At 70.5% G+C, this 20,840-nt stretch carries 25 protein-coding genes and 1 tRNA gene; 11 read left to right on the top strand and 15 right to left on the bottom strand.

Features of this window, described 5'->3' with window-relative positions; genetic code table 11:
* Positions 1–53: 53 nt before the first annotated feature.
* Positions 54–127 (top strand) — tRNA-Thr (locus tag JO379_RS18695).
* A gap of 97 nt (positions 128–224) precedes the next feature.
* On the opposite strand, the gene JO379_RS18700 is transcribed toward JO379_RS18695, so the two are convergent.
* Together JO379_RS18700 and JO379_RS18705 are read right to left on the bottom strand one after the other, a co-directional pair.
* The gene (locus JO379_RS18700) at positions 225–617 is read right to left on the bottom strand and encodes a type II toxin-antitoxin system VapC family toxin (protein ID WP_209515944.1); all 393 of its coding nucleotides are present in this window, start codon (positions 615–617) and stop codon (positions 225–227) included.
* Positions 614–886 (bottom strand): hypothetical protein, encoded by a 273-nt coding sequence (locus JO379_RS18705; RefSeq protein WP_130878353.1) that lies wholly within the window; start codon positions 884–886, stop codon positions 614–616. The genes JO379_RS18700 and JO379_RS18705 overlap by 4 nt, the downstream gene beginning before the upstream one ends.
* A 42-nt stretch (positions 887–928) precedes the next feature.
* Between JO379_RS18705 and JO379_RS18710 the strand changes: the two genes are divergently transcribed.
* Entirely contained in the window at positions 929–1,942 is a 1,014-nt protein-coding gene (locus JO379_RS18710; protein WP_245381492.1) for a D-2-hydroxyacid dehydrogenase family protein, read from the top strand.
* A 17-nt stretch (positions 1,943–1,959) separates the two neighbouring features.
* On the opposite strand, the gene fabG is transcribed toward JO379_RS18710, so the two are convergent.
* The 8 genes from fabG to JO379_RS18750 all read right to left on the bottom strand — a co-directional run bounded on the left by fabG (position 1,960) and on the right by JO379_RS18750 (position 8,187).
* A complete protein-coding gene (fabG, locus tag JO379_RS18715; RefSeq protein WP_209515946.1) occupies positions 1,960–2,676 on the bottom strand; it encodes a 3-oxoacyl-ACP reductase FabG in 717 nt (238 codons plus the stop codon).
* Positions 2,677–2,709: 33 nt separating this feature from the next.
* Positions 2,710–3,762: an AurF N-oxygenase family protein gene (locus JO379_RS18720; protein WP_130878351.1), complete on the bottom strand. Its 1,053-nt coding sequence runs from the start codon at positions 3,760–3,762 to the stop codon at positions 2,710–2,712.
* A gap of 19 nt (positions 3,763–3,781) precedes the next feature.
* Positions 3,782–5,233 (bottom strand): DHA2 family efflux MFS transporter permease subunit, encoded by a 1,452-nt coding sequence (locus JO379_RS18725; RefSeq protein ID WP_209515949.1) that lies wholly within the window; start codon positions 5,231–5,233, stop codon positions 3,782–3,784.
* A gap of 61 nt (positions 5,234–5,294) precedes the next feature.
* A complete protein-coding gene (locus JO379_RS18730) occupies positions 5,295–5,924 on the bottom strand; it encodes a hypothetical protein (RefSeq protein WP_209515953.1) in 630 nt (209 codons plus the stop codon).
* The gene (locus JO379_RS18735; RefSeq protein ID WP_130878349.1) at positions 5,921–6,487 is read right to left on the bottom strand and encodes a hypothetical protein; all 567 of its coding nucleotides are present in this window, start codon (positions 6,485–6,487) and stop codon (positions 5,921–5,923) included. The genes JO379_RS18730 and JO379_RS18735 overlap by 4 nt, the downstream gene beginning before the upstream one ends.
* Entirely contained in the window at positions 6,484–7,638 is a 1,155-nt protein-coding gene (locus JO379_RS18740; RefSeq protein WP_209515956.1) for a beta-ketoacyl-[acyl-carrier-protein] synthase family protein, read from the bottom strand. Before JO379_RS18740 ends, JO379_RS18735 begins: the two co-directional genes overlap by 4 nt.
* On the bottom strand, positions 7,610–7,930 hold the full coding sequence (locus tag JO379_RS18745; RefSeq protein WP_209515959.1) for an acyl carrier protein: 321 nt from the start codon (positions 7,928–7,930) through the stop codon (positions 7,610–7,612). The genes JO379_RS18740 and JO379_RS18745 overlap by 29 nt, the downstream gene beginning before the upstream one ends.
* Complete coding sequence (locus tag JO379_RS18750; protein ID WP_130878348.1) at positions 7,927–8,187, bottom strand: acyl carrier protein; 261 nt, start codon at positions 8,185–8,187, stop codon at positions 7,927–7,929. Before JO379_RS18750 ends, JO379_RS18745 begins: the two co-directional genes overlap by 4 nt.
* Positions 8,188–8,238: 51 nt before the next feature.
* Here JO379_RS18750 and JO379_RS18755 point away from each other — a divergent pair, with 51 nt between their 5' ends.
* Positions 8,239–8,928, top strand: a complete 690-nt coding sequence (locus tag JO379_RS18755) for a 4'-phosphopantetheinyl transferase family protein (RefSeq protein WP_209515961.1) — start codon at positions 8,239–8,241, stop codon at positions 8,926–8,928.
* Between the two features lie 56 nt (positions 8,929–8,984).
* On the opposite strand, the gene JO379_RS18760 is transcribed toward JO379_RS18755, so the two are convergent.
* The gene (locus JO379_RS18760; protein ID WP_245381493.1) at positions 8,985–10,346 is read right to left on the bottom strand and encodes a class I adenylate-forming enzyme family protein; all 1,362 of its coding nucleotides are present in this window, start codon (positions 10,344–10,346) and stop codon (positions 8,985–8,987) included.
* 873 nt (positions 10,347–11,219) lie between these two features.
* Between JO379_RS18760 and pabB the strand changes: the two genes are divergently transcribed.
* The 4 genes from pabB to JO379_RS18780 are packed head-to-tail and all read left to right on the top strand — an operon-like array spanning position 11,220 to position 16,162.
* Positions 11,220–13,340 (top strand): aminodeoxychorismate synthase component I, encoded by a 2,121-nt coding sequence (pabB, locus tag JO379_RS18765; RefSeq protein ID WP_209515967.1) that lies wholly within the window; start codon positions 11,220–11,222, stop codon positions 13,338–13,340.
* Positions 13,337–14,239: an aminotransferase class IV gene (locus JO379_RS18770; RefSeq protein WP_209515970.1), complete on the top strand. Its 903-nt coding sequence runs from the start codon at positions 13,337–13,339 to the stop codon at positions 14,237–14,239. The genes pabB and JO379_RS18770 overlap by 4 nt, the downstream gene beginning before the upstream one ends.
* Position 14,240: 1 nt before the next feature.
* Positions 14,241–14,696, top strand: coding sequence for a MaoC family dehydratase N-terminal domain-containing protein (locus JO379_RS18775; RefSeq protein WP_209515973.1), 456 nt, complete (start codon positions 14,241–14,243; stop codon positions 14,694–14,696).
* Positions 14,697–14,752: 56 nt separating this feature from the next.
* A complete protein-coding gene (locus JO379_RS18780) occupies positions 14,753–16,162 on the top strand; it encodes a class II 3-deoxy-7-phosphoheptulonate synthase (RefSeq protein ID WP_209515976.1) in 1,410 nt (469 codons plus the stop codon).
* A gap of 49 nt (positions 16,163–16,211) precedes the next feature.
* Here the strand turns inward: JO379_RS18780 and JO379_RS33960 are convergent, their stop codons facing one another.
* From JO379_RS33960 to JO379_RS18795, 4 genes are all read right to left on the bottom strand, one after another.
* Complete coding sequence (locus tag JO379_RS33960) at positions 16,212–16,532, bottom strand: hypothetical protein (RefSeq protein WP_307842056.1); 321 nt, start codon at positions 16,530–16,532, stop codon at positions 16,212–16,214.
* Positions 16,533–16,726: 194 nt separating this feature from the next.
* The gene (locus JO379_RS33965; RefSeq protein ID WP_307842057.1) at positions 16,727–17,017 is read right to left on the bottom strand and encodes a hypothetical protein; all 291 of its coding nucleotides are present in this window, start codon (positions 17,015–17,017) and stop codon (positions 16,727–16,729) included.
* A 354-nt stretch (positions 17,018–17,371) separates the two neighbouring features.
* On the bottom strand, positions 17,372–17,554 hold the full coding sequence (locus JO379_RS18790; RefSeq protein ID WP_209515979.1) for a DUF397 domain-containing protein: 183 nt from the start codon (positions 17,552–17,554) through the stop codon (positions 17,372–17,374).
* Complete coding sequence (locus JO379_RS18795; RefSeq protein WP_209515982.1) at positions 17,551–18,360, bottom strand: helix-turn-helix domain-containing protein; 810 nt, start codon at positions 18,358–18,360, stop codon at positions 17,551–17,553. Before JO379_RS18795 ends, JO379_RS18790 begins: the two co-directional genes overlap by 4 nt.
* A gap of 150 nt (positions 18,361–18,510) precedes the next feature.
* Between JO379_RS18795 and JO379_RS18800 the strand changes: the two genes are divergently transcribed.
* The 4 genes from JO379_RS18800 (at position 18,511) to JO379_RS18815 (ending at position 20,809) form a co-directional block, all read left to right on the top strand.
* Positions 18,511–18,960, top strand: a complete 450-nt coding sequence (locus tag JO379_RS18800) for an ATP-binding protein (protein WP_130878338.1) — start codon at positions 18,511–18,513, stop codon at positions 18,958–18,960.
* Entirely contained in the window at positions 18,950–19,417 is a 468-nt protein-coding gene (locus tag JO379_RS18805) for an NUDIX domain-containing protein (protein WP_130878337.1), read from the top strand. Before JO379_RS18800 ends, JO379_RS18805 begins: the two co-directional genes overlap by 11 nt.
* Positions 19,418–19,573: 156 nt before the next feature.
* Positions 19,574–20,092 (top strand): GNAT family N-acetyltransferase, encoded by a 519-nt coding sequence (locus JO379_RS18810; protein WP_242626101.1) that lies wholly within the window; start codon positions 19,574–19,576, stop codon positions 20,090–20,092.
* A gap of 126 nt (positions 20,093–20,218) precedes the next feature.
* A complete protein-coding gene (locus JO379_RS18815) occupies positions 20,219–20,809 on the top strand; it encodes a hypothetical protein (RefSeq protein WP_242626100.1) in 591 nt (196 codons plus the stop codon).
* Positions 20,810–20,840: the final 31 nt, after the last annotated feature.

A 20,840-nucleotide genomic window follows, 5' to 3' on the forward strand; every position in this document is an offset into this window, starting at 1 on the left:
AAACTGTGTAGACTAGGCCGCGCTGCTGATGCCAGTCAGGTGTCCGGCAGCTTGCCGCCTTAGCTCAGTTGGCCAGAGCAACGCACTCGTAATGCGTAGGTCTCGGGTTCGAATCCCGAAGGCGGCTCTGTAGAAGCCTCAGGACTCACTCGCCGTGACCTGGGGCTTTTGCTTTGCCTGGCCTCCGCCGTGATGCCTCGTGTCGTTCGGCCGGCTCCGCCCGCTCAGACCTTGATGACGTGGACGCCCGGGCCGCACAGCATCTCAAGGTCCTCGGGGTCGGAGGTCAGTACGGTGACCGGGGGCGGTGAGGCCAGTGCGGTAGCCGCCACGATCGAGTCGAGTGCGTACTTGTGGCCGTGCAGGGCCGCTGCGGCGAGGAGTTTGCTCGCGTGCCGGGCGATGGCTTCCGTGGGCGGGATGATGGTCACGCGTGAGACGGCGTAGTCGAATCGCGCCTGGTTCACTCTCGGGTCGCGCGCTTCCACGAGCGTGACGGAGCTGATGACTACGCGGATGTCCTCTGCCTCGGCTGCGGACAGCCACTCGGAGAGTTCGGGCGAGCGCTGTACGAGCTTGGACAGCCCTTCGCAATCGAGGACGAGCGTCCCGCTCACGCGGCGTCTGCCGAGTTGCGTGCCTCACCGCGCAGGACGGCCCGCTTCGCCTCGACCGCGGCCGGGTCGACCGGGCCGTGCTCGGCCTCGGCGGCCTCGATCAGTTCGCGCAGTCGGTCGCGCTCCAGCTGGCGCTGGATGAGGGCTTCCACATACGCGGACATGCCACGCCTGCCGGTGCGCTCCTTGAGGGCTGCGATCGTGCCCTCGTGGAGGGAGACGGACACCGGCCGGATGGGGCCTTCGCCGGGGACGGGGGTATCAGCCATGTGAGGAGTTTAACAAAATTATTGTTATTTGGCGGGGGCAGAATGATCACCACGCCCGTACGCGGCGCCGACGTCGGATCGTTCGAACAGGGGATCTTCGTTATGCGTATCGCCGTCATCGACGACTACAACAGCGCCGCCGCCGCTCTTCCCTGCTGGGCGGGGTTGCCCGGCGGGGCTGACGTTCGGTTCTTCTCCGATCATGTTGGCGATCCCGCTGCCCTGGTCGAGCGGCTCGCGGAATTCGACGCCGTCGTTGCCATGCGGGAGCGGACGGCCTTCGGGGCGGAGGTGTTTGCCCGGCTTCCGCGGTTGAGGTTGCTCGTTACCGCCGGGATGCACAATGCCGCGATCGATCTCTCCGCCGCCGCGCGGCATGGCGTTGTCGTGTGTGGGACGCGTATGACGCCGTTCCCGGCGGCCGAGCTGACCTGGGCGTTGATTCTGGAGCTGAGCCGTCGGGCCGGGGCGCAGGATGCGGGGGTGCGGGGCGGGAGTTGGCAGAGTGGGGTGGGGACCGGGCTGGCCGGGGGGACGCTCGGGGTGGTCGGGTTGGGGAAGCTCGGCACGCGGGTTGCTGCCGTGGGGGCCGCGTTCGGGATGGATGTTGTTGCCTGGAGTCCTCATATGACCGCTGAGCGGGCGGAAGCCGTCGGGGTGCGGGCCGTCGGTAAGGAGGAGTTGTTCTCCTCGTCCGACGTCGTCAGCTTGCATCTGCGGCTGTCCTCGGCGACGACCGGGCTCGTCGCCGAGGACGATCTGCGGCGGATGCGGCGCACCGCGTTCCTGGTCAACACCTCTCGCGCGCAGATCGTCGACGAGGATGCGTTGAACAAGGCCCTCGGCGAAGGCTGGATAGCCGGTGCGGGGCTCGATGTGTACGAGGAGGAGCCGCTCCCCGCCGGGCACCGGCTGCTCGATGCCCCCAACACCGTGCTGACCCCGCACATCGGCTATGTGACCGGCGACAACTTCGCGCTCGTCTACGGCGATTCCGTCGAGGCCGTCAACGCCTACCTCGGCGGGTCGCCGGTCAGGGTGCTCACCGGGGCGTGACGGGTCGGGCGCGGTTCTCAGTGGCCCATGCCCAGCCCTCCGTCCACCGGGATCACCGCGCCCGCCACATACGCGGCCGCGTCGCTCGCCAGCCAGGTCACCGCGCCGCTGACCTCGTCGGCCGTGGCCGTGCGGCCGAGCGGGATCTGGGCGCGCTGTTCGGCGAGGTGGGCCTCGGAGAGGCCGGCGGTCATGTCCGTCTCGATGAGTCCGGGGGCCACCACGTTCGCGGCGATGTTGCGGGCGCCGTACTCGCGGGTGAGGGAGCGGGCCAGGCCCACCAGGCCCGCCTTGCTGGAGGCGTAGTTGGTCTGGCCCGCGCTGCCGAGGAGGCCCGCGACCGAGGAGATCAGGATGATGCGGCCGCCCCGCTGCCGCAGCATCTGGGGGACGGCGCGCTTCGAACAGCGCCATGCGCCCGCGAGGTTGGTGTCGAGGACGCGCAGGAACTGTTCCTCCTTCATCCGGATCAGCAGGCCGTCCGCGGTCATCCCCGCGTTCGACACCAGCACCCCGACCGGGCCCAACTCCCGTTCCACCGTGGTGAAGGCCTTGTCCACCGACGCCGTTTCCGTGACGTCGCACTCGACGCCGAACGTGCCCTCGGGGGTCTCGCTGCCGCGGTGGGTGACCGCCACCCGGTCGCCCAGGGCCACGAAGGCCCGGGCTATCTCCGCGCCTATGCCCCGGTTGCCGCCGGTGATCAGCACCGTGCGGGGTTCCCGTTCTTCCATGGGGTTCCTTTCGCTTTCGTGCCGCTCCCACCACTACGTCAGTGGCGCCGGCTCCGAATCCGTGATCGTCCGCGACCAGTCGAACTCCAGGTCGTCCTCCACGCCCAGCCGCTCCGCCAGGCCCCGCAGCCCGCTGTAGTCGTGGATCAGCGGCCGCTTGCCCGTGGCGCTCTCGATGTCGTGGAGCATCTCGTGGCCGCCCGGCAGACCGGTCTGGTCCATGATCCGGTGCCAGGTGGCGAAGTCGTTGGCCACGAAGCCGTCCAGCCCCGCCACCAGGGAGTCCAGGAAGAACCGGCGGCCCTTCTCGTCCAGGTCGCCGTAGACCTGCTCGGCGAGGACGGTGGATATCGACGCGTGGCAGTACTCGTCGCGGTTGTGTATGCGGACGGTGGCGCTGTTCACCGGCTGTATCTCCGTGTCGTCCGCGATCAGGTTCAGATACGCGTTGATGGAGATCTCCGCGACCGTCGCGAAGCCCAGGGTGGTCAGCGAGCGCTGCCACTGCTCCGGCCAGGAGTCGCGCAGCCGCGCGTGTTCGCGGGCGACGCGCGGCAGGGGCAGCGCGGCGTCCGGGAACGCCTCGCGCCGTCGGCGGCGGGTGACCGCGCTCGCGTTCATGTGCATGAGGGTGTGGTACTGCTCGTCGACCATCGCCTGGGCCACCGAGCGCTGCAGCTTCTCCCCGCCCAGGCTGGGGAACCACCCGTCCAGGGCCAGTTGGAAGGCCGGGTTGACGACCTGGCCCTCCAGCAGCACCGTCGTGCGGTTGTAGGCGACCCACGCCCAGCTGAGCAGCCGGGAGCGCTCCTCCGGGCCCAGGGCCAGGTACGTGGGGTGTTCGCGGAACGGCAAGATGCGCTCGGGGTAGTCGAGCTTGTCGACGTCGAACAGCTCGTCCAGCTCAGGTTCCTCGCGCTTCACCGCCGCCCTGCGGTGCCAGTTGCCCGCCAGGCGGACGATGACCGCGTGCTCCGCCGGGTCGTTCTCGTCGTGGTCCGGAACACCGTCCGGAACGCCGTCCGGAATGCCGGCCGGGATGCCTGCCGTCACACCGTCCGGCCGCTTCGGGTTGTCGCTCTTCATGTCACTCCTCCGTTGCGAATCAGTGCTCCGCTTCCCGCTTCGGGTCCGTCAGCCACAGCGCCGCCACGGCCGCCAGGGCCGCGAGGACCGTGCACATCACGAACACCTGCCGGAAGCCGTCGAGGGTCTTGCCGCTCTCGCCGCCCAGCACGGCCATGAGCGCCGCGAAGGCGGCCGTGCCCAGGGCCGCGCCCACTTGCCGCGCCGTCGTCGCCAGGCCCGCGCCCGCCGCGAACAGGCGGGGCGGCAGGGCGGTGGCCGAGGCGCTGGACAGGCCCGTCATCACCGCGCCGATGCCCACACCGCCGATCAGGGTGGCGGGCAGCCAGATCACCAGGAAGTCCGGCTTCGACTCCAGGCCGATCATCCAGATCCCGCACTGGACGGCGAACAGGATGCCGCCCACGACGACCGCCACCCGCTGGTGGGCGCGGGCGTAGCGGCCCGCCAGCACCGAGGCGATCACGGACATCACCGCGCCGGGCGCGAGCGCCAGCCCGGCCTGCACCTCGGAATAGCCCCAGATCTCGGTGGCGAACAGCGGCGCGGCCAGCAGCCAGCAGTACATCGAGCCGCCGAACAGCACGAACGCGATGTTGGCGACCCGGAACTTACGGCTGCGCCACAGCGAGATCTCCACGGCCGGCGCCGGGTGGCGGCGGGAGCGCAGGAGAGCCAGGGCCAGCAGTACGGCGCCGCCCAGCAGTGCTCCGAGGAAGGCGGGGGAGGTCCAGCCCCAGCTGCTGCCCTCCGTCAGGGCGGCGACCACGCCGCCCACGCCGAGCGCCACCGCGAGGGTGCCGATCAGGTCGGGCATCCGGCCGGCCGGGCCCGTCCGGGGCGGCAGGATCCGGTACGAGGCCACGACCAGCATCACACCCAGCGGCACGTTGATCAGGAACACCGACGGCCAGCCGAAGCTGTCGACCAGCAGGCCGCCCAGCGGCGGGCCGACGGCCGCCGCGGCCGAGCTGCTGGCGCCCCACAGGCCGATGGCGCTCGACCTGTGCTCCGGCGGGCGCGAGGACAGCACCAGGCTCAGTGCGGACGGGATCATCCCGGCGGCGGAGATGCCCTGGAGCACCCGCATGCCGACCAGGAACTCCACCGTGGGCGCGATCGCGCACAGACCTGAGGCCAGGGTGAATCCGGCGACGGACCACAGGAACAGCGCCCGCCGCCCCATGACGTCGGCCAGCCGCCCGGCGGGCGCGAGGACGGCGGCGAAGACGACGGTGTAGCTGCTGACGACCCAGGAGAGCGCCGACAGGGAGGCGTCGGGGAAGCTCTTGTGCAGGCTGGGGAACGCGACGTAGGTGACCGAGACATCGAGGAACGCGACGAACGTCGCGCCGCACGCCATGAGCAGCGTCAGCCCGCCGCGCGCGTAGGCGGCGTCCTGTCCGGTGTCCGGTGGCGGGGCGGTGGTCTTCGGGGGGACTAGCTGGGCGGCGGCATCCGAACCGGACATGGAACTCTTGCGACCTTTCTTGACCTGTACCTCGCGTCCCGGCCCGGTGGGCCGGTACGCGTCAACTCGCCTGTTCTGCGGGAAGCTCTGCTGAAACCTCGGCGTGTGCCGTCGCCTGTGCCTCGGTGTGCGGCTCTCTGCGGACCTCCGTGTGGAACCGGCACGCGCTGCCCCCGGTGCGCATGCATTCCACGGTGGTCTCCTCGACCTTCACCCCGAGGCCCTCGAACCAGCCGCCCCGCATGTCCAGGCAGGGGCATTCGTAGCCCTCCAGGGAGCGGGCGGCCTTGAGCATCCGCAGCGCGAAGAACTCGGTGACGACCGTCTCCAGGCTCTCCTCGCCGATCTCCTCGACGTGGCTGCGCATCATCTGCTCGGTCGTCATCGTGCGGGTCAGTCCCGCCACCGCCTCCGCCAGCTCGGCGGGCGAGGAGCCGTCCGGTACGCCGTGGGTGTTGGCGTACCAGGTGCCGACGCGCCGGCCGACGAACCGCAGCGCCTCGGCGTTGATCTCGTTGGCGACCTCCTGCCCGAAGCGCTTCTTCACGCCCTGGTACCAGCGGGCGTCGTGCAGCCACCAGAACTGCCGCAGCGCCACCGTCAGTTCGTTCTCGGAGAGGTCCCGGACGCTCTTGAGGTCCGGGAGCTTGCCCGGGAGCCTGTCCGGGGCCTCCTTGCCGTCGTCACTCACGCTTCCACCTCGTTCGCTCGGCCCGGCCCGACCAGCAGGGCCGTGGCCGTGTCGTGCGCGCCGTCCTCCGACGCCAGCTCCAGCAGCACGATCAGCGCGTCGTCGGCCGCGTCGTCCAGCAGGAGCAGGTCGGCCGTCGCCAGCGCTTCCTGTTCGGGGTCGCCCGCCGGGCTGAGGCACACCACGGGGCCCACCAGGCCCCAGCGCTTGGCCACGTAACCGATCACGGCGTTGGGCACGGACTGGAAGAACAGCAGCGGCTGGACGGACCGGCCGGCGTCCACGGCCTTGGCGACGGCCCGGTCGGTGGCGGTGTCACCGGCCTTGCTCACGACGAGCACGGCCGTGCGCCGGTCCCGTCCGGGCTGCGCGGGCGGCTCGCCGTAGGCGCGCCTGAGGCAGCGCTCGGCTGCCTCGGCGGCCAGCGGGGCGAACGACGACACCACGAACCCGGCCAGCTTCGGCGGCCCCTTGACCGGGTCGTCCCCGGCCTCCGGCCACTCGGCCCGGGACAGGACCGAGATCCCTGCTGCCGACAGTTCCGTTACCGACAGTTCCGTCATGCCGCCACCGCCCCGAGCACCAGTGCCGTGTTGGCACCGCCGAAGGCGGCGTTGAGGGAGAGCACAGCCCGGGGCGCCACCCGCTGGGGGGCGTCCACCACCAGGTTCAGCTCACAGGCCGGATCCGGCCCGAGGTAGCCCGCGTTCACCGGGAGGGTTCCTTCCTGGAGCGTCAGCACGGACACCGCGAACTCGACGACCCCGGAGGCCTCCAGGGTGTGGCCGTGCAGCGACTTCGTGGAGCTGACCGGCACCTTCCCCGCCGCCTCGCCGAACGCCCGCCGGATCGCGGCCGTCTCGGCGGAGTCGTTGAGGGGGGTGCCGGTGCCGTGCGCGTTGATGTAGTCGATGTGGTCGGGGGCCAGCTCCGCACGGCCGAGCGCCGCCTCGATGGCGGCGGCCATGCCGAGCCCCTCGGGGTGCGGCTGGCACACGTGGAACGCGTCCCCGGCCCGTCCCCAGCCCAGGAGCCCGGCGATCGGGGTGGCTCCCCGGGCGGCGGCCGCCTCGGCTGACTCCAGGACCACTGCGCCGAGGCCGTCGCCGAGCAGCAGCCCCTTGCGGTCCTGGCTGAACGAGCGCAGGTGCCCGTCCGCCGCCAGGGCCCGTCCGGCGTCGAAGAGCGCGTAGGCGTCGGCGTCGACGAAATAGCCCGCCGCCACCACGACCCGCTCCTCGCGCCCCGCCGAGATCAGGGCCGCCGCGTCCGCGATCGCGGTGCTCGCCGCGACACAGGCGTTGGTGTACGTACGGGCCGCGTCACGCAGCCCGCACCGCTCGGCGATCTCGGTGCCGCTGGTGTGCTGCGCCTGTGCGTGGTGCTCGGGCAGTGCCAGCCTGGGCGGCACCTGGTCGGCGTGCCGGGCGAAGAGCAGGGGCGTGCGGGCCGTCGTATCGGCCCCCAGACCGGCCTGGCCGATCGCCTGGGTGACCGCGTCGGTGATCTCGTCGATGAGGTTCGGGTCGCCGGGCAGGGTGGCGGCCCGGTCCACGCGCCGCTTGGCCACGTCGAAGCGGGTGACCGGCCCGAAGGCCGGCTGCCCGGCGGCGAGGCCCTGCCGCAGTGCTTCGAGGCCGCGCCCGAAGGCCGTGGTCACGGAAAGCCCGGTGACGACGACGGGTTTACGCGGCTTGCGCTGCCTTACGGTCACTCCCCTCACCCCCTGTCTCGGCTCCGTCGCCCGAACCGCTCTCCGGAGAGGGAATCTCCGGGGAGGGAAGAACCTCGCCGAGGACGGCCAGCGCGGCGTCCAGCGTCGTCATCCGGGCGAGCTGGACGTCGTCGAGGTCCAGCTCCAGGCCGTACCGCTCCTCCAGCGAGTGGACGAGCCACGCCAGCTCCAGCGAGTCCACGCGCTCGGCGATGTCGTCGGCCTCCCGCTCCCCGTACTCGGCGAGGATCTCGACCAGCAGTTCCTTGGTCAGGGCGGGTGCGGTGGTCATCGGCTCTGGCCCGCGGTCGCGCGGTCGACTATCTGGGAGACGAAGTCGCCGAGGGTCACCTTGGCCAGCCCCTCCAGCTCCTCGTCGGTGAACTGGACGTCGTACTTCTCCTCCAGCCGCATCGTGACCTCGGCGAGGGTGAGCGACTCCAGCTCCAGGCCCTCGTCGCCGAGCGGGGTCGCGTCGGTGACGCCGTCGACCTCGTAGTTCAGCTCGCGCAGCACGTCCAGAACGAATTCGCGGGTTTCGGTGCTCACTTGATTGACTCCTGACCTATGGGCGTGTGTTCACGTGTGGGTGGGTGACGTATGGGTGAGGTCGTGTCGAGTGCGGTACCGGGTGCCCCGGAGCCGGTCGGCCCGGACACCGCGGTCGTCGTCCGGCTGACTCCCAGCCGGGAGCGGAGGCCGGACAGCGCGCCGCTGGTGCGGGAGGCGGCGGCGGACGCCCTGCGGGTGCCGCCGGGGGAGATACGGATCGGGCGGGAGCCCGGTGGCCGTCCCCGGCTGGGCGGCGCGGCCGAGGGGGTGCACGTGAGCGTCAGCCATTGCGCCGGTGCGGTGGCGGTGGTGCTGAGCCGGCTGGGCCCGGTGGGAGTGGACGTGGAACGCCTGCGTCCGCTGCCGGCCGTGGCACTGGGACGCCGCTGGTTCTCGGCGGCCGAGGCCCGGTGGCTCGCGGACCGGGCGGCCGAGGAGCAGCCCGCCGCCTTCCTGTGGCTGTGGACGCACAAGGAGGCCATCGGGAAGGTGCGCGGCCTCGGGCTATCCGAAGGCGGACTGCGCCGTCCTGTGCCGTACCCGGACGGGCGTTGGACGCATGCGCCCACGGACGCCCCCCACCCCGCACAGGTCGTGCTGGAACCCGTGCCGGGCGATCCGGGAATGAGTACGGCCGCCCCCCGGGTACCCGGCGGGTACCTGCTGGCCGTCGCCGCCGCCGGACCCGCCGCGACGGGCGCGCCGGTCGTGCTGACGGGCCCCGCCCCGTCGCGGTGAGCCCGTGACACCTGAGCTCGTGCATCCCCCCGAACACGCCTTGCCCCCCGTGTGATTCATCGCGTGTACCCGTCCCGCTCCGCGGCTGCCCGCAGGGCGTCCTGGTCGTGCAGTGGCTTGCCCGTCGCCGTCCGGGGCAGCTTCGGCATGACGTACCAGCGGCGCGGCAGCTTGAAGTCGGCGAGCTGCCTGCCGAGCGTCTCCTCGATCCCGTCGAGCGTGGTGGCGTCCTCCAGCTCGACGTAGGCGTTGATCCCGTCCCCGAACAGGACGACCGCCTCCCGCACGCCCGGCAGGGCGGTGAGGGCGTCCTCGACCTCGCTCAGGTCGACCTTCAGGCCCCGGACGGAGACCTGGGAGTCGAGCCGGCCGCGCACGGTGATCAGGCCGGTGATGTCGTCCATCGCTCCGGCGTCGCGGGTGCGCAGCCAGCCGTCGGCCCAGCGGCCCGACGGCAGGTCACCGATGTGGTCGCTGAGGTAGGGCGATTCGGGTGTGGCGACAAGGAGTTCGCCCTCGTCGACGCGGACGCGCACCCCCGGGGCGGCCCAGCCGGTCGCCGGGCGCATCGCGCCGCTCATGTCGGTGGCGATGACGCCCGTCTCGGTCATGCCGTAGCAGTCGCCGAGCGGGGCGTCGAAGCGGTCGGCGAAGGTGGCGGCGAGCTCCGGGCGGGTCCGGCCGCCGCCCGACAGCGCCTGGACGAGCTGGGGCATGCGCGGCGGCTCGGCCACCGACCCCAGCAGGGTGAACTGCGCGGGCACGCCCATGAGCATGGTCGGCGCGGAGTGCGCGAGGACGGTGTCCATGACCCCGGCAGGGGTCGTGCGGGCCGGGAGGGTGAAGCGGACGTTGTTGTGAAGGCTGTGCAGCAGCCCGCCCATGAGGCCGTAGGTGTGGGTGAGTGAGGTGAGCGCGATCAGTCGTCCGCCGGGGCCCGGCATGCCGTCGATCCGCGCGTAGCTGTCGAGCTCGGCGGTCAGGCTCGCGGCCGTGCGGCCGATGGCCTTCGACGGGCCGGTCGTCCCGGAGCTGAGCTGAAGGAGCAGATGACCGGTCGCGGCGGGCCGGCCCGGGTACGGCGTGAGGTCCACGTCCACCTGGTGGAAGCCGCGCAGCGCACCACCGGATTTCGTGGTGGAAATGAGGAGTTGGGGCGCCGCGGTGTCCAGCGCGCGATCGGTCTCGGGGACGGTGAGCCGGTGGTCCAGCAGCACCGCCTGGGCGCCGAGCCGCCAGACGGCGAGGAGATGGACCACGTACGCCAGCGAGGGCGGCAGCCGCAGTGCGGCCGTGCCGCCGGGCCTCAACCCCGCCTCGGTGAGGGTGGCTTCGCAGTCACGCACGGCCCGTCGGAGGGTGCCGCGGTCGATCTCGCGGTCGAGGACGATGCAGACGTCGTCCGAGGAGCCGCTCAATAAGGTGTCGTCGACCCAGTCGGCACCGGTTGCGGCGCCGGGTAACTGCGTTGCTGCCCCGTGATACATCGATGCTCCAGAGTGTGAAGCCCGCGGCGGCGGGCGCCCGTTTCCGGGCCGCACAGAAGGTTGCACGGAGGCTGGCGACTTACGCGAGTGAATTATCGAAGGTGCGCCTGCGTCTTGCGGGATCGAGCCGTCTTCCCCCGTCTCGATCCATGACGCCGTGTCCCCCGGCCATGGTTGCCCCCGTACCCGAAAGCAACCGTAGACGCGGCCTCGCGAGTGCGCAACAACTGTCCGAGAGCACTCGATGTAACCCACCGTTACCTGTCCGTAATACGTACGGATTTGGCCGCTCCGACTGGAAACATGCCATCGTTGCGGACCTGGCGGAATGGATCAAATGACGTGCGTCACATTAGGGCAAACTTCCTGCGGATGTTGCTAGGTTGATTTCCCGTCACCGCCGGGCCCCGTCATGGGAGGTGGGCGGTCGAGGGGTCAACTCCGCTTGGACAGTGCCGTGGTACGGGGGTATGAGGGCCATGTTCACGAGTAGCGAGCAGCGAGAAGTGCGGGGCCGGCGGGTGGGGGAGACGCGCCGGGCCGCGAAGATCATCCGGGTCGTCGAAGCGGAATGTATGGCTTCCGGTTTCCCCTGGATGTGATCTTCCCATCCATTTGGCCGTGGTCCGTCACTTCACCGGATGGTCGTCTTCCGTGCGTCCGTCCCATTCGGCGCCATGGTCGCCGTCGTTAATTTCGTGTGAATTATTTTCTGCGCTGGGAATAGTCGGCCGAAGGTCGGCTCCGCCATTGACATTTTCGGCCTCGATTCGGCCCGCTGATTCATCCAGGGAGAGTCCTTGTATGCGTACGCTCATCGTGGACAATTACGACTCGTTCACCTACAACCTTGCCCACTACGTGGCGCAGGCCACGGGTTACGAACCCGTCGTGGTCACCAACGACGACCCGCTCTGGCGGCCTGAGCACCTGGCGGAGTTCGACAGCGTCATCATCTCCCCGGGGCCGGGCACCCCCGAGCGGGAGGGGGACTTCGGGATCTGCCACGACATCATCCGTGACTCCGAAGTGCCGCTGCTCGGCGTCTGCCTGGGGCACCAGGGCCTGGCCCACGTACACGGCGGCACGGTGGAGCGGGCGCCCGAGCCCCGGCACGGCAGGTCCTCTCCGGTGCTGCACGACGGTACGGACCTGTTCGCCGGGCTGCCCTCGCCGTTCGAGGTGGTGCGCTACCACTCGCTGGCCGTCAGCGCCCTGCCCGACGAGCTGGAGGCGACGGCCTGGACGCCGGACGGCATCCTGATGGGGCTGCGGCACCGCACCCGCCCGCAGTGGGGCGTGCAGTTCCACCCCGAGTCCATATGCACCGAGCACGGCCATCAACTGCTCGCCAACTTCGCGCAGTTGTCCGCGCGCCATGGACGCCCGGGGCGCCGCCGTGTCCAGTCGGCCGCGCCCCTGGGTCACACCACCGCGCCCGTCGCCCACGCCCCGGAGGCCGCACCGGTGTCCGGGCCGCGGCTGCGGGTGCACGCCACCGCGCTGCCCACCCAGTGGGACCCCGAGGTGGCCTACGACCACCTCTTCCGTGCCGCCCCGCACGCCTACTGGCTCGACAGCAGCCGCCCCGACGAGCGGCTCGGCCGGTTCTCCGTCATGGGTGATGCCACCGGCCCGCTGGCCGAGGTGGTGCTCGCCGACGTCGGGAACTGCACCGTGACCCGGCAGAAGTCCGACGGCACCACCGAGGTCCTGAACACCCCGTTCCTGGACTGGCTGGACGCCGATCTGCGCGCACGGCACGTCGAGGTCCCCGAGCTGCCCTTCGAGTTCGCCCTCGGCTGGGTCGGCTATCTGGGCTACGAGCTGAAGGCCGAGTGCGGCGGCAGGGCCGCCCACGCCTCGCCCAATCCCGACGGCGCCCTGATCTTCGCCGACCGCGCGGTGGTGTTCGACCACGCCACCTCCACCACCCACCTGCTCGCCCTCGCCCCCGCCGACGACGACTCCCAGGCCCGTACCTGGCTGGACGCCACCGCCGAGCGGCTGGGCCGTCTCAAGGGGCTGAGCGCCGATGCCACGGCGGCCGAGCCGGGCGCGTCGCTGGAGGTGAGCCTGCGCCACGACCGGCGCGCCTACCTCGATCTGATCGGTGCCTGTCACGAGGCGATCAACGCCGGCGAGACGTACGAGGTCTGCCTCACCAACATGATCGACGCCGAGGGCTCGATCGACCCCTGGGACAGCTACCGCTTCCTGCGCCGCACGTCCCCGGCGCCCTTCGCCGCGCTGCTGAACTTCGGCGCGCTGTCCGTGCTGAGCACCTCGCCCGAGCGGTTCCTGCGCATCGACCGGCACAAGGTCGCCGAGTCCAAGCCCATCAAGGGCACCCGCCCGCGCGGCGTCACGCCCGCCGAGGACCGGGCCCTGACCGAGGACCTGCGGGCCAGCGAGAAGGACCGCGCCGAGAACCTCATGATCGTCGACCTGGTCCGCAACGACCTCGGCCGGTGCGCGGAGGTCGGCTCGGTCTCGGTGCACAAGATGTTCGACATCGAGAGCTACGCGACCGTGCACCAGCTCGTCAGCACCGTCCGCGCCCGGCTCAAGGCCGCCGGTTCGGCGGTGGACTGCGTGCGCAACGCCTTCCCCGGCGGCTCGATGACCGGCGCCCCCAAGATCCGCACCATGCAGATCATCGACGAGCTGGAGGCGGGCCCGCGTGGCGTCTACTCCGGCGCGATCGGCTACTTCTCCCTCAACGGCGCCGCCGATCTGAGCATCGCCATCCGCACCACCGTCATCACCCCCGACCGGGTCCGCTACGGCGTCGGCGGCGCGATCACCGCGCTGTCCGACCCCGAGGAGGAGTACGAGGAGACCGCCGTCAAAGCCACTCCCATCCTGCGGCTGCTCGGGGCGACCTTCCCCGAGCGCGCCCTCGAGACGCCCGGTCTGCGATGACCACGACAGCGACGCCGACCGTATTCGTGGCCGGGCCCTCGGGGCGGCTGACGGAGGAGAGGACCCCTGTCGCCACCCGGCTGCTGGCCGCCGACTCCTGGCTCGTCCAGGAGGGCGCGGCCCGTGCCGTCGAGGGTCACCGGCGGCGGTTCGCGGCCGCCTGTGCCGAGGCCGGCGGCCCGCCCGCCGAGCAGGTGGACGCGTTCTGGGAGGCGGCGCTGAGCAGGCTGCCCGCCACGGGGGAGTGGTTTCCCAGGGCGGAGCTGGTGGCGGACGGAGCCGGGGCACGGCTCCAGTTCCGGCTCCGCCCCGCCCCCGCCCGCACCAGCTCCGTGCAGGTGTGGGTCTCCGGGCGGAGCGATCAGCGGACGCTGCCCCGCCGCAAGGGCCCCGACCTGGACCACCTCGGCGAGCTGCGGGCCGCCGCGATCGCGGCCGGGGCGAACGAGGCACTGCTGACCACCCCCTCCGGCCTGGTCCTGGAGGGCGCCACCGCCAATCTCCTGTGGTGGGACGGCGACGCGCTCTGCGCCGTCGATCCCACGCTGCGCGTCCTGCCCGGCGTCACCAGCGCCTGGGTGCTGAGGCTGGCCACCGAGCGGGGCATCCCGGTGCGCCTGCGCCGTGCCGTGCCGGCCGACCTGGCCGGCCGCGAGGCGTGGTTCACCAACGCCCTGCACGGCATCCGCCCGGTCACCGCGTGGGTGGGTTCCGACATCCGGCCCGGCGCGCCTCGGCTGGCCGCCGCATGGCAGGCGGAGTGGCTGGCCGCGGCGACTCCACTGGCCGCGACTCCGCTGGCCGCGACCGCCCCGCTGTCCGGGGGCACCCCACCGTCCGGGGCCACCCCACCGTCCGGGGCCGTCCCACAGCCCCGCCTCGATCACCGGAGCGCCTGACATGCCCCTGGACCCGGTCTTCGTCGGCCGCTCCTACCCGCCCACCGCGCCGTACGAGGTGAGCCGCGAGAAGATCCGCGAGTTCGCCGAGGCCGTGGGCGACGCCCACCCCGCCTACACCGACCCCGCCGCCGCCCGCGCCCTCGGCCACGACGACGTGATCGCGCCGCCCACCTTCCCCTTCACCATCGCCCACCGGGCCGCCGACCAAGTGGTCAAGGACCCGGAGCTCGGTCTGGACTACAGCCGTGTGGTCCACAGCGACCAGCAGTTCAACTACACCCGTCCGCTGCGGGCGGGCGACCGGGTATCGGTCGTCACCACCGTCGAGTCGGTCCGGTCACTGGGCGGCAGCGACACCCTCGGGGTGCGCGGCGATGTGATCGACGCGGACGGGGAGCACGTCGTCACCGTGCGCATGAGGATCGTCGCGCGCGGCGCCGACCGGAAACGCTGACGGCGGGCCGGGCCGACGGACATGGCAACTGCCCCACAGGAAACGGATACCGGAACATGACCGCGTTCACCTTCGTATCGAACCCTTTCGGCACCCCGTCCACCCCCACCACCCAGGACGGCTGGAACCCCGGCTCCTGGCAGGAACACCCCGCCGCCCAGCAACCCCCATGGCCCGACACCGCCGCCCTCGATACCGTCATCGATCAGCTCGCCCTCCTCCCGCCGCTGGTCAGCGCGGCGGAGAGTGCCCGGTTACGCGCCGCCCTCGGCGCGGCAGCCCTGGGCGACGGTTTTCTCCTCCAGGCCGGTGACTGTGCGGAGTCCACCGGCTCCTTCCATGCCGACGCCGTGTACAACAAGGTCAAGGTCATCCTCCAGATGTCCAGCGTCCTCGCCTTCGGCAGCGGCCTGCCCGTGGTCAAGGTGGGCCGCATCGCCGGCCAGATGGCCAAGCCGCGCTCCAACCCGGTCGAGCCCGTCGACGGCCCGTCCGGCCCTCTGCTCCTGCCCAGCTACCGCGGCGAGATGGTCAACGGCAGCGCGCCCACGCCCGAGGCGCGCCGCCCCGACCCCGACCGTCTGCTGTACGCCTACTACCGGTCCGCTTCCAGCTTGAACCTGCTGCGCATGTTCACCGCGGACGGCTTCGCGACGCTGGACGAGGTGCACGCCTGGAACCGCGAGCACGTGGCAGCGTCCGCCGACCCGCGTCACGCCGCGCTGCTCGACGACATGGACCACGTCCTGCGCTACCTGGCCTCGCGCCCCGGCACCCAGCCCGGTGCGCCGGAGCAGCAGGGTTTCGACTTCTTCACCTCGCACGAAGCCTTGATCCTTCCCTACGAGCAGGCCCTGACCCGCTGGGACCACAGCGGATCGGCCTGGCACGACGCCTCGGCCCACATGGCGTGGATCGGCGAACGCACCCGCCAACTGGACGGCGCGCACGTGGAATTCGCCGCCGGTATCGACAACCCGGTCGGCGTGAAGGTCGGCCCGACCATGGAGCCCGAGGAGCTCCTCGCCCTCTGCCGCCGCCTCGACCCGACCCGCGACCCGGGCCGCCTCACGCTGATCACCCGCATGGGCGCGGGCCGCATCCGCGAGGCCCTGCCGCCTCTGGTGCGCGCGGTCCGGGACGCGGGCTACCCGGTGCTGTGGGTCTGCGACCCGATGCACGGCAACACGATCGCCGGTTCCGGCGGCCTGAAAACGCGACGTTTCAACGACATCGTCGACGAACTGCGCGGTTTCATCGAGGTCCACCGCCAGGCGGGCACGCACCCGGGCGGCGTGCACCTGGAGCTCACCGGCGAGGACGTCACGGAGTGCCTGGGCGGCACCGCGTCGGAGGTCCTGGAGGAAAACCTGTCGGACCGCTACGAGACGGCTTGCGACCCGCGCCTGAACCGGAGCCAGGCGTTGGAACTGTCGTTCATTGCGGCGGAGTTGTTGCGGAAGTAGGTGGACGATGGTTTGACCGAGCCCGGGTCGGTGCGGCTGATCCGGGCTCCTAACGGACTGCGCGGACGGCGGCGCGCAGCCGCTCGACCCGGGAGTGGATCTCGGCTTCCGTCGGGCCGGGCGGTTCGTCGGACAGATCGCCACGGCAGGGGCGGCAGAGGCCGCCCGGCAGGGCCTCCGGGCGGCCCGGGGTGCGGCAGCCGGTGCATTCCATGAGGCGGCGGGGTGCGGCGGGGGCTGCGGCCTGTGGGGTGCGGACCGGTTCGGGCGGGAGCTTGTCGATCAGCCGTTTACGGGTCAGCGCGCCCGGTGAGTGGACGACGTCCGGCAGTCCGGCCGTGAGGATCCGCGCGAAGTCCGACGGCGTCACCCCACGCGCCAGCCACTCGGCGGCCTGGTCCTCCAGGGCAGCGCACTCGGCGGCCGAGAGGGTCAGGCGGACGTCGGTGCGGCCGAGGGTGGCGAGGGCCTCGTACGCGGCGGAGCGAGCTGCTCGCGCGGTGCGCGCAGGGCGGGGCCGGTCCTCGTCCGGGTGAACCTCGACCGGTTGGCGCGGTGCCGCCGCTACGGGCGAATCGACGACGTCGTCCGGCGCATCGTTCGGGACGTCGCCCGCCAGGCGTCACCGCGCGGGGTGCGCGAGAAGTACGTACGGAACACCCACTGCGTACGCCCCTCGCCGACCTGCTCCCGCACCCGCCGCAGGTGCCCCGCCTGCGAGAGGGCGTTGAGCCCGGACCGTACGGCCTGCTGGCCGTAGGCGGGCAGAGTAGCCGCGAGGGTCTTCGTGTCGATGGCGGCGCCGTCCGGCAATCGGTCGATGTGCGAGGCGATGCACGCTTCGCGTTCGGGCAAGTGTGCGAAGTCATCGCGGCGGCGGGGTGCTTGGTCCGGCGCGGAACGTTTGCCGTAACCGGGTGATGCCATGGCGGGCGGGCGCGGTGCGCCGATAGGGTTGGCGGTAGCCAAGGAGATCCCCTACAGATCTTGATTGGTCAGACCCCCGTCTGGTGTTGCTAGCACCGGCGGGGGTTGCTTGTTGTGAGGGACGCTACACGGCGACAGCGGCCCGTGGCGACTCGGTCACAAATTGTCATCCATGCGTGCGGGGACGGCAGTTGGGAGGGTGGTGGGGTATCACCCACCACCCATTCCACAGATAGGGAGCTCGGATCCCGACCCCCGAATCCCGACGCTCAAGCGTCGGGATCAGTGACCTGAGTCGTAAACGACGAACGCCGCCCAGGGGGCGGCGTGGACGGAGAGTTGGGGCCCGTCTGTGTGCTTGGAGTCGCGGACGTGGACGGTGGAGCAACCGGTGGCGACCTCTATGCAGTCGCCACCAGCGCCGCCGCTGTAGCTGGACTTGAACCACGCCAGCTCGGTGCTCATATCTCGGCGGCGACCTTTGCGATGAAACGCGCCGACTCCTCGGTGTGAAGCGATCGTGCGGCGATCAATGCGTAAGTCTTGGTGACGGCACTGACTCTCTGCGGGTCTGCGTACAAGGTCTTCGTTCGCTGAGCCTCCTCATAGGCGAGACGCTCGTGCTCGGCTGTCTCCAGTAGGACGAACGAGCCGTTCAGCCCAGGATGGGCCCCCTCTGTCGGCATGACCAGGATGGTCACATTGCGCTGCTCGCTCACCTCAAGCAGATGACGCAGCTGACGTTTGTGTGCCGCGCGGTTGTCGAGCGTGTTCCGCACGGCGGATTCGCCGATGATGAAGTCGAATGTTTTCGTCGGCATGCCCAGCATCGACTGGCGCTCCTGACGCTCCGCGACCCGCTGCTCAACTGTCTCGTCATCCACGGGGGGCCAGTGGCAGTTGAACAGTGCCCGCATCGTCTTCTCGGTCTGGAGCAGGCCTGGTATGAGCAGAGGGTGGTACGCGCAGTAGGCGATCGCCTCGGCCTCGTACCGCATGTAGTCGTGGACGTAGGAGAGGACTTTCTCCGGCTGCAAGTAGTCGCGCGCCGCAAGCAACAACCCCCGCGCCCCGCACATCTCATCCGCGACCTCGAGCAGCCTCACCGCCGGCCGCCGCCGACCCTGCTCCATCGACTTCACGCTCTCGTACTCGTACCCCGCTTCCCTACCGAGCTCCTCGCGGCTGATGCCGGCTTGCGTCCGCCAGAGCTTGATCTGATTTCCGCAGTACCGCCAAGCCGTCGGCGGCTGAGAGGTCTCACCAGTCATTGGTGCCCCGCCCTTCTATGTGAGCGACCAGGTACACAACTGTGAGTACCTAAGCCGCTACTGCACGAGGTTATGGCGGGGCCAGGAGGGTTTGAGCCAATACCGCAGAACTCTCCCGCTCCCGAGTGAGACAGCAAGGACCCCTCACCCATGGCCGTGCCACCGACCGCCCGTACCGTCACACCGAAGGACACCGAATGGCTGTTGCCGCGCACGCCGCGCAGCGTCGGGCATTCCCGGGTGCTCCTGCGGGAACAGTCCCGTTCGTGGGGGATCCCGGACGAGACGACATGGACGGCTGTGCTGCTGCTCAGTGAGCTGATGACGAATGCCTGCGTCCACGCGCGCGTGCCGCCCGGCCGAGTGATCGGTACGCGCTGTGTGCTGCTCGCGGACAGGCTGCGCGTCGAGGTGTCCGACGCGAGCCGCGACCTGCCGCGTCTGAAGCTCGCTTCGCGGGACGACGAGGCCGGCCGTGGTCTCGTGCTCGTGGCGTCGCTGGCGGATGCTTGGGACGTGCATCCCCGGGCTTACGGCATCGGAAAAACCGTGTGGTTCGAACTGGGGGTCTTGCTAGGGAAGGTCAGCGATGCGAACTGAGTACTACGACGACCCGGACGCACCGAATCCGAACAGCATGGTCGTCGCCGCATCCGCTGTGGTCGTCGACGACCACAAGCGCATCCTGCTTCAGCGCCGCCGGGACAACGATCTCTGGGCCCTCCCCGGTGGCGGCATGGACATGGCTGACTCACTACCGGGCGCGGCGGTGCGGGAGGTGAAGGAAGAGACCGGGCTGGACGTAGAGATCACGGGTCTCGTCGGGACCTATACCGACCCTCGCCATGTCATTGCCTACTCGGACGGCGAGGTGCGCCGCCAGTTCAACGTCTGCTTCACCGCTGTTGTCATCGGCGGTCGGCTCGCCATCTCCGACGAGTCCACGGAGCTCAGGTTCGTCGCCCCTGAAGAGCTTGCCGAGCTGCCCATGCACCACACGCAGCGGCTGCGACTCACACACTTCCTTGAGCGGCGCCCGCAGCCTTACTTGGGCTGATGCGGTGAAAACCTGTGGAGTACGCCAGGGGCAGCCCTTAGAGTTCGACCGCACGTGACGTGCGTGACCAACTGCTGCGGCAAGGGAGGTTGATGAATATGGCTGGCGCCGAGCCGACCGTCATCAGCATGCCCTTGAACCCAACAGGAGTGTCGCGTGTCTTTTTCTTTCTCACTGACCGATCAGGGTCTCACCACTGAGCGCCTCGTACTGACGCAGTGGTCCCCCGACGAGCTGGCCGCCGTCATCGACGCCCGCCGGCTCGCCCACTGGGCGGAGGACTTCCCCGCCGAGGGCGACCGTGCCATCGCCGGCTTCATCGCCGAGCAGCCGGAATGCCTGCGGGAGACGTACGGCCAGCGGCAGATCGTCGAGCGGGAGACCGGCCTGGTGGTCGGTGCCATAGGGCTGTTCTGGCCGCCCGCCGACCGGGCCGTCGAGATCGGGTACGGGATCGTCCCGTCCCGGCGTGGTCGCGGGTACGCCACCGAGGCCACCCGGGCCCTGGCGGGGTTCGTTCTGACCGCGCCCGGCGTGGACACCGTGTACGCCGACATCGAACTCCCGAACCCGGCCTCGGGCCGGGTGCTGGAGAAGGCCGGGCTGCGGCGTGTCAGCAGTGACGCGGAAACCGCCCGATATGTCGCCACGGCAGCGGATCTGCTGCGCGCGTAAGCAACCCCCCTCTGGCAGGATCGGCGGCTGATCGAGATCCCGGTGGTGCGGGCGAGCCGCCCCCTGCCGGGCAAACGGGGACATTCAACGGGGAAGTGAGACGAGATGCGTACGTGGACTCGTGCCGTGCCGGCGACAGTGGGGGCTCTTGCCCTGGCTTTGGCGGTGACCGGCTGCGACGACTCGGGTTCGGGGAAGAGGGGCAAGGGCGGCTCCGGCTCCCACTCCTCCGCCTCCGGTGGGTCGGACGAGAAGAAGACCTACCGTCTGGGTGAGGAGAGCCCGGAGCAGGAAAGCAGCAAGACGACGTCGAAGGACGGCAAGTACACGGTCACGCCGACCAAGGTGGAGACCGGCACCAAGGCCGACATGGAGAACTCCGGGCTGAAGAAGGACGACAAGAACGGGCCGAAGATCCCCGTCTACGTCTGGTCGACGCTCACCCACAAGAGCGGCACGGCCATGGAGGTCGGCGACATGGACGACAAGCTGGTCATGAAGACCAACGCAGGTGGGCGCACCCGTGCCCTCATCGTTCTGATGGGTGCGGCGAAGTGGCCCAACTGCCCGGAGCCGGACTCGTCCAAGAAGCTGAGCCCCGGCCAGTCCGAGAAGGTCTGCACCGCATTCCTCATCCCGGAGGGCCAGAAGGCCGCCGCAGTGGAGCTGAGCCAGGGCTACTACAAGGCGCCGCTGGAGTGGCCGGTCACCAACTGACCCTTTCGCTCCCGGATATGAGTGACAGCGG

The sequence above is a fragment of the Streptomyces syringium genome (assembly GCF_017876625.1).
GTDB classification, from domain to species: domain Bacteria; phylum Actinomycetota; class Actinomycetes; order Streptomycetales; family Streptomycetaceae; genus Streptomyces; species Streptomyces syringius.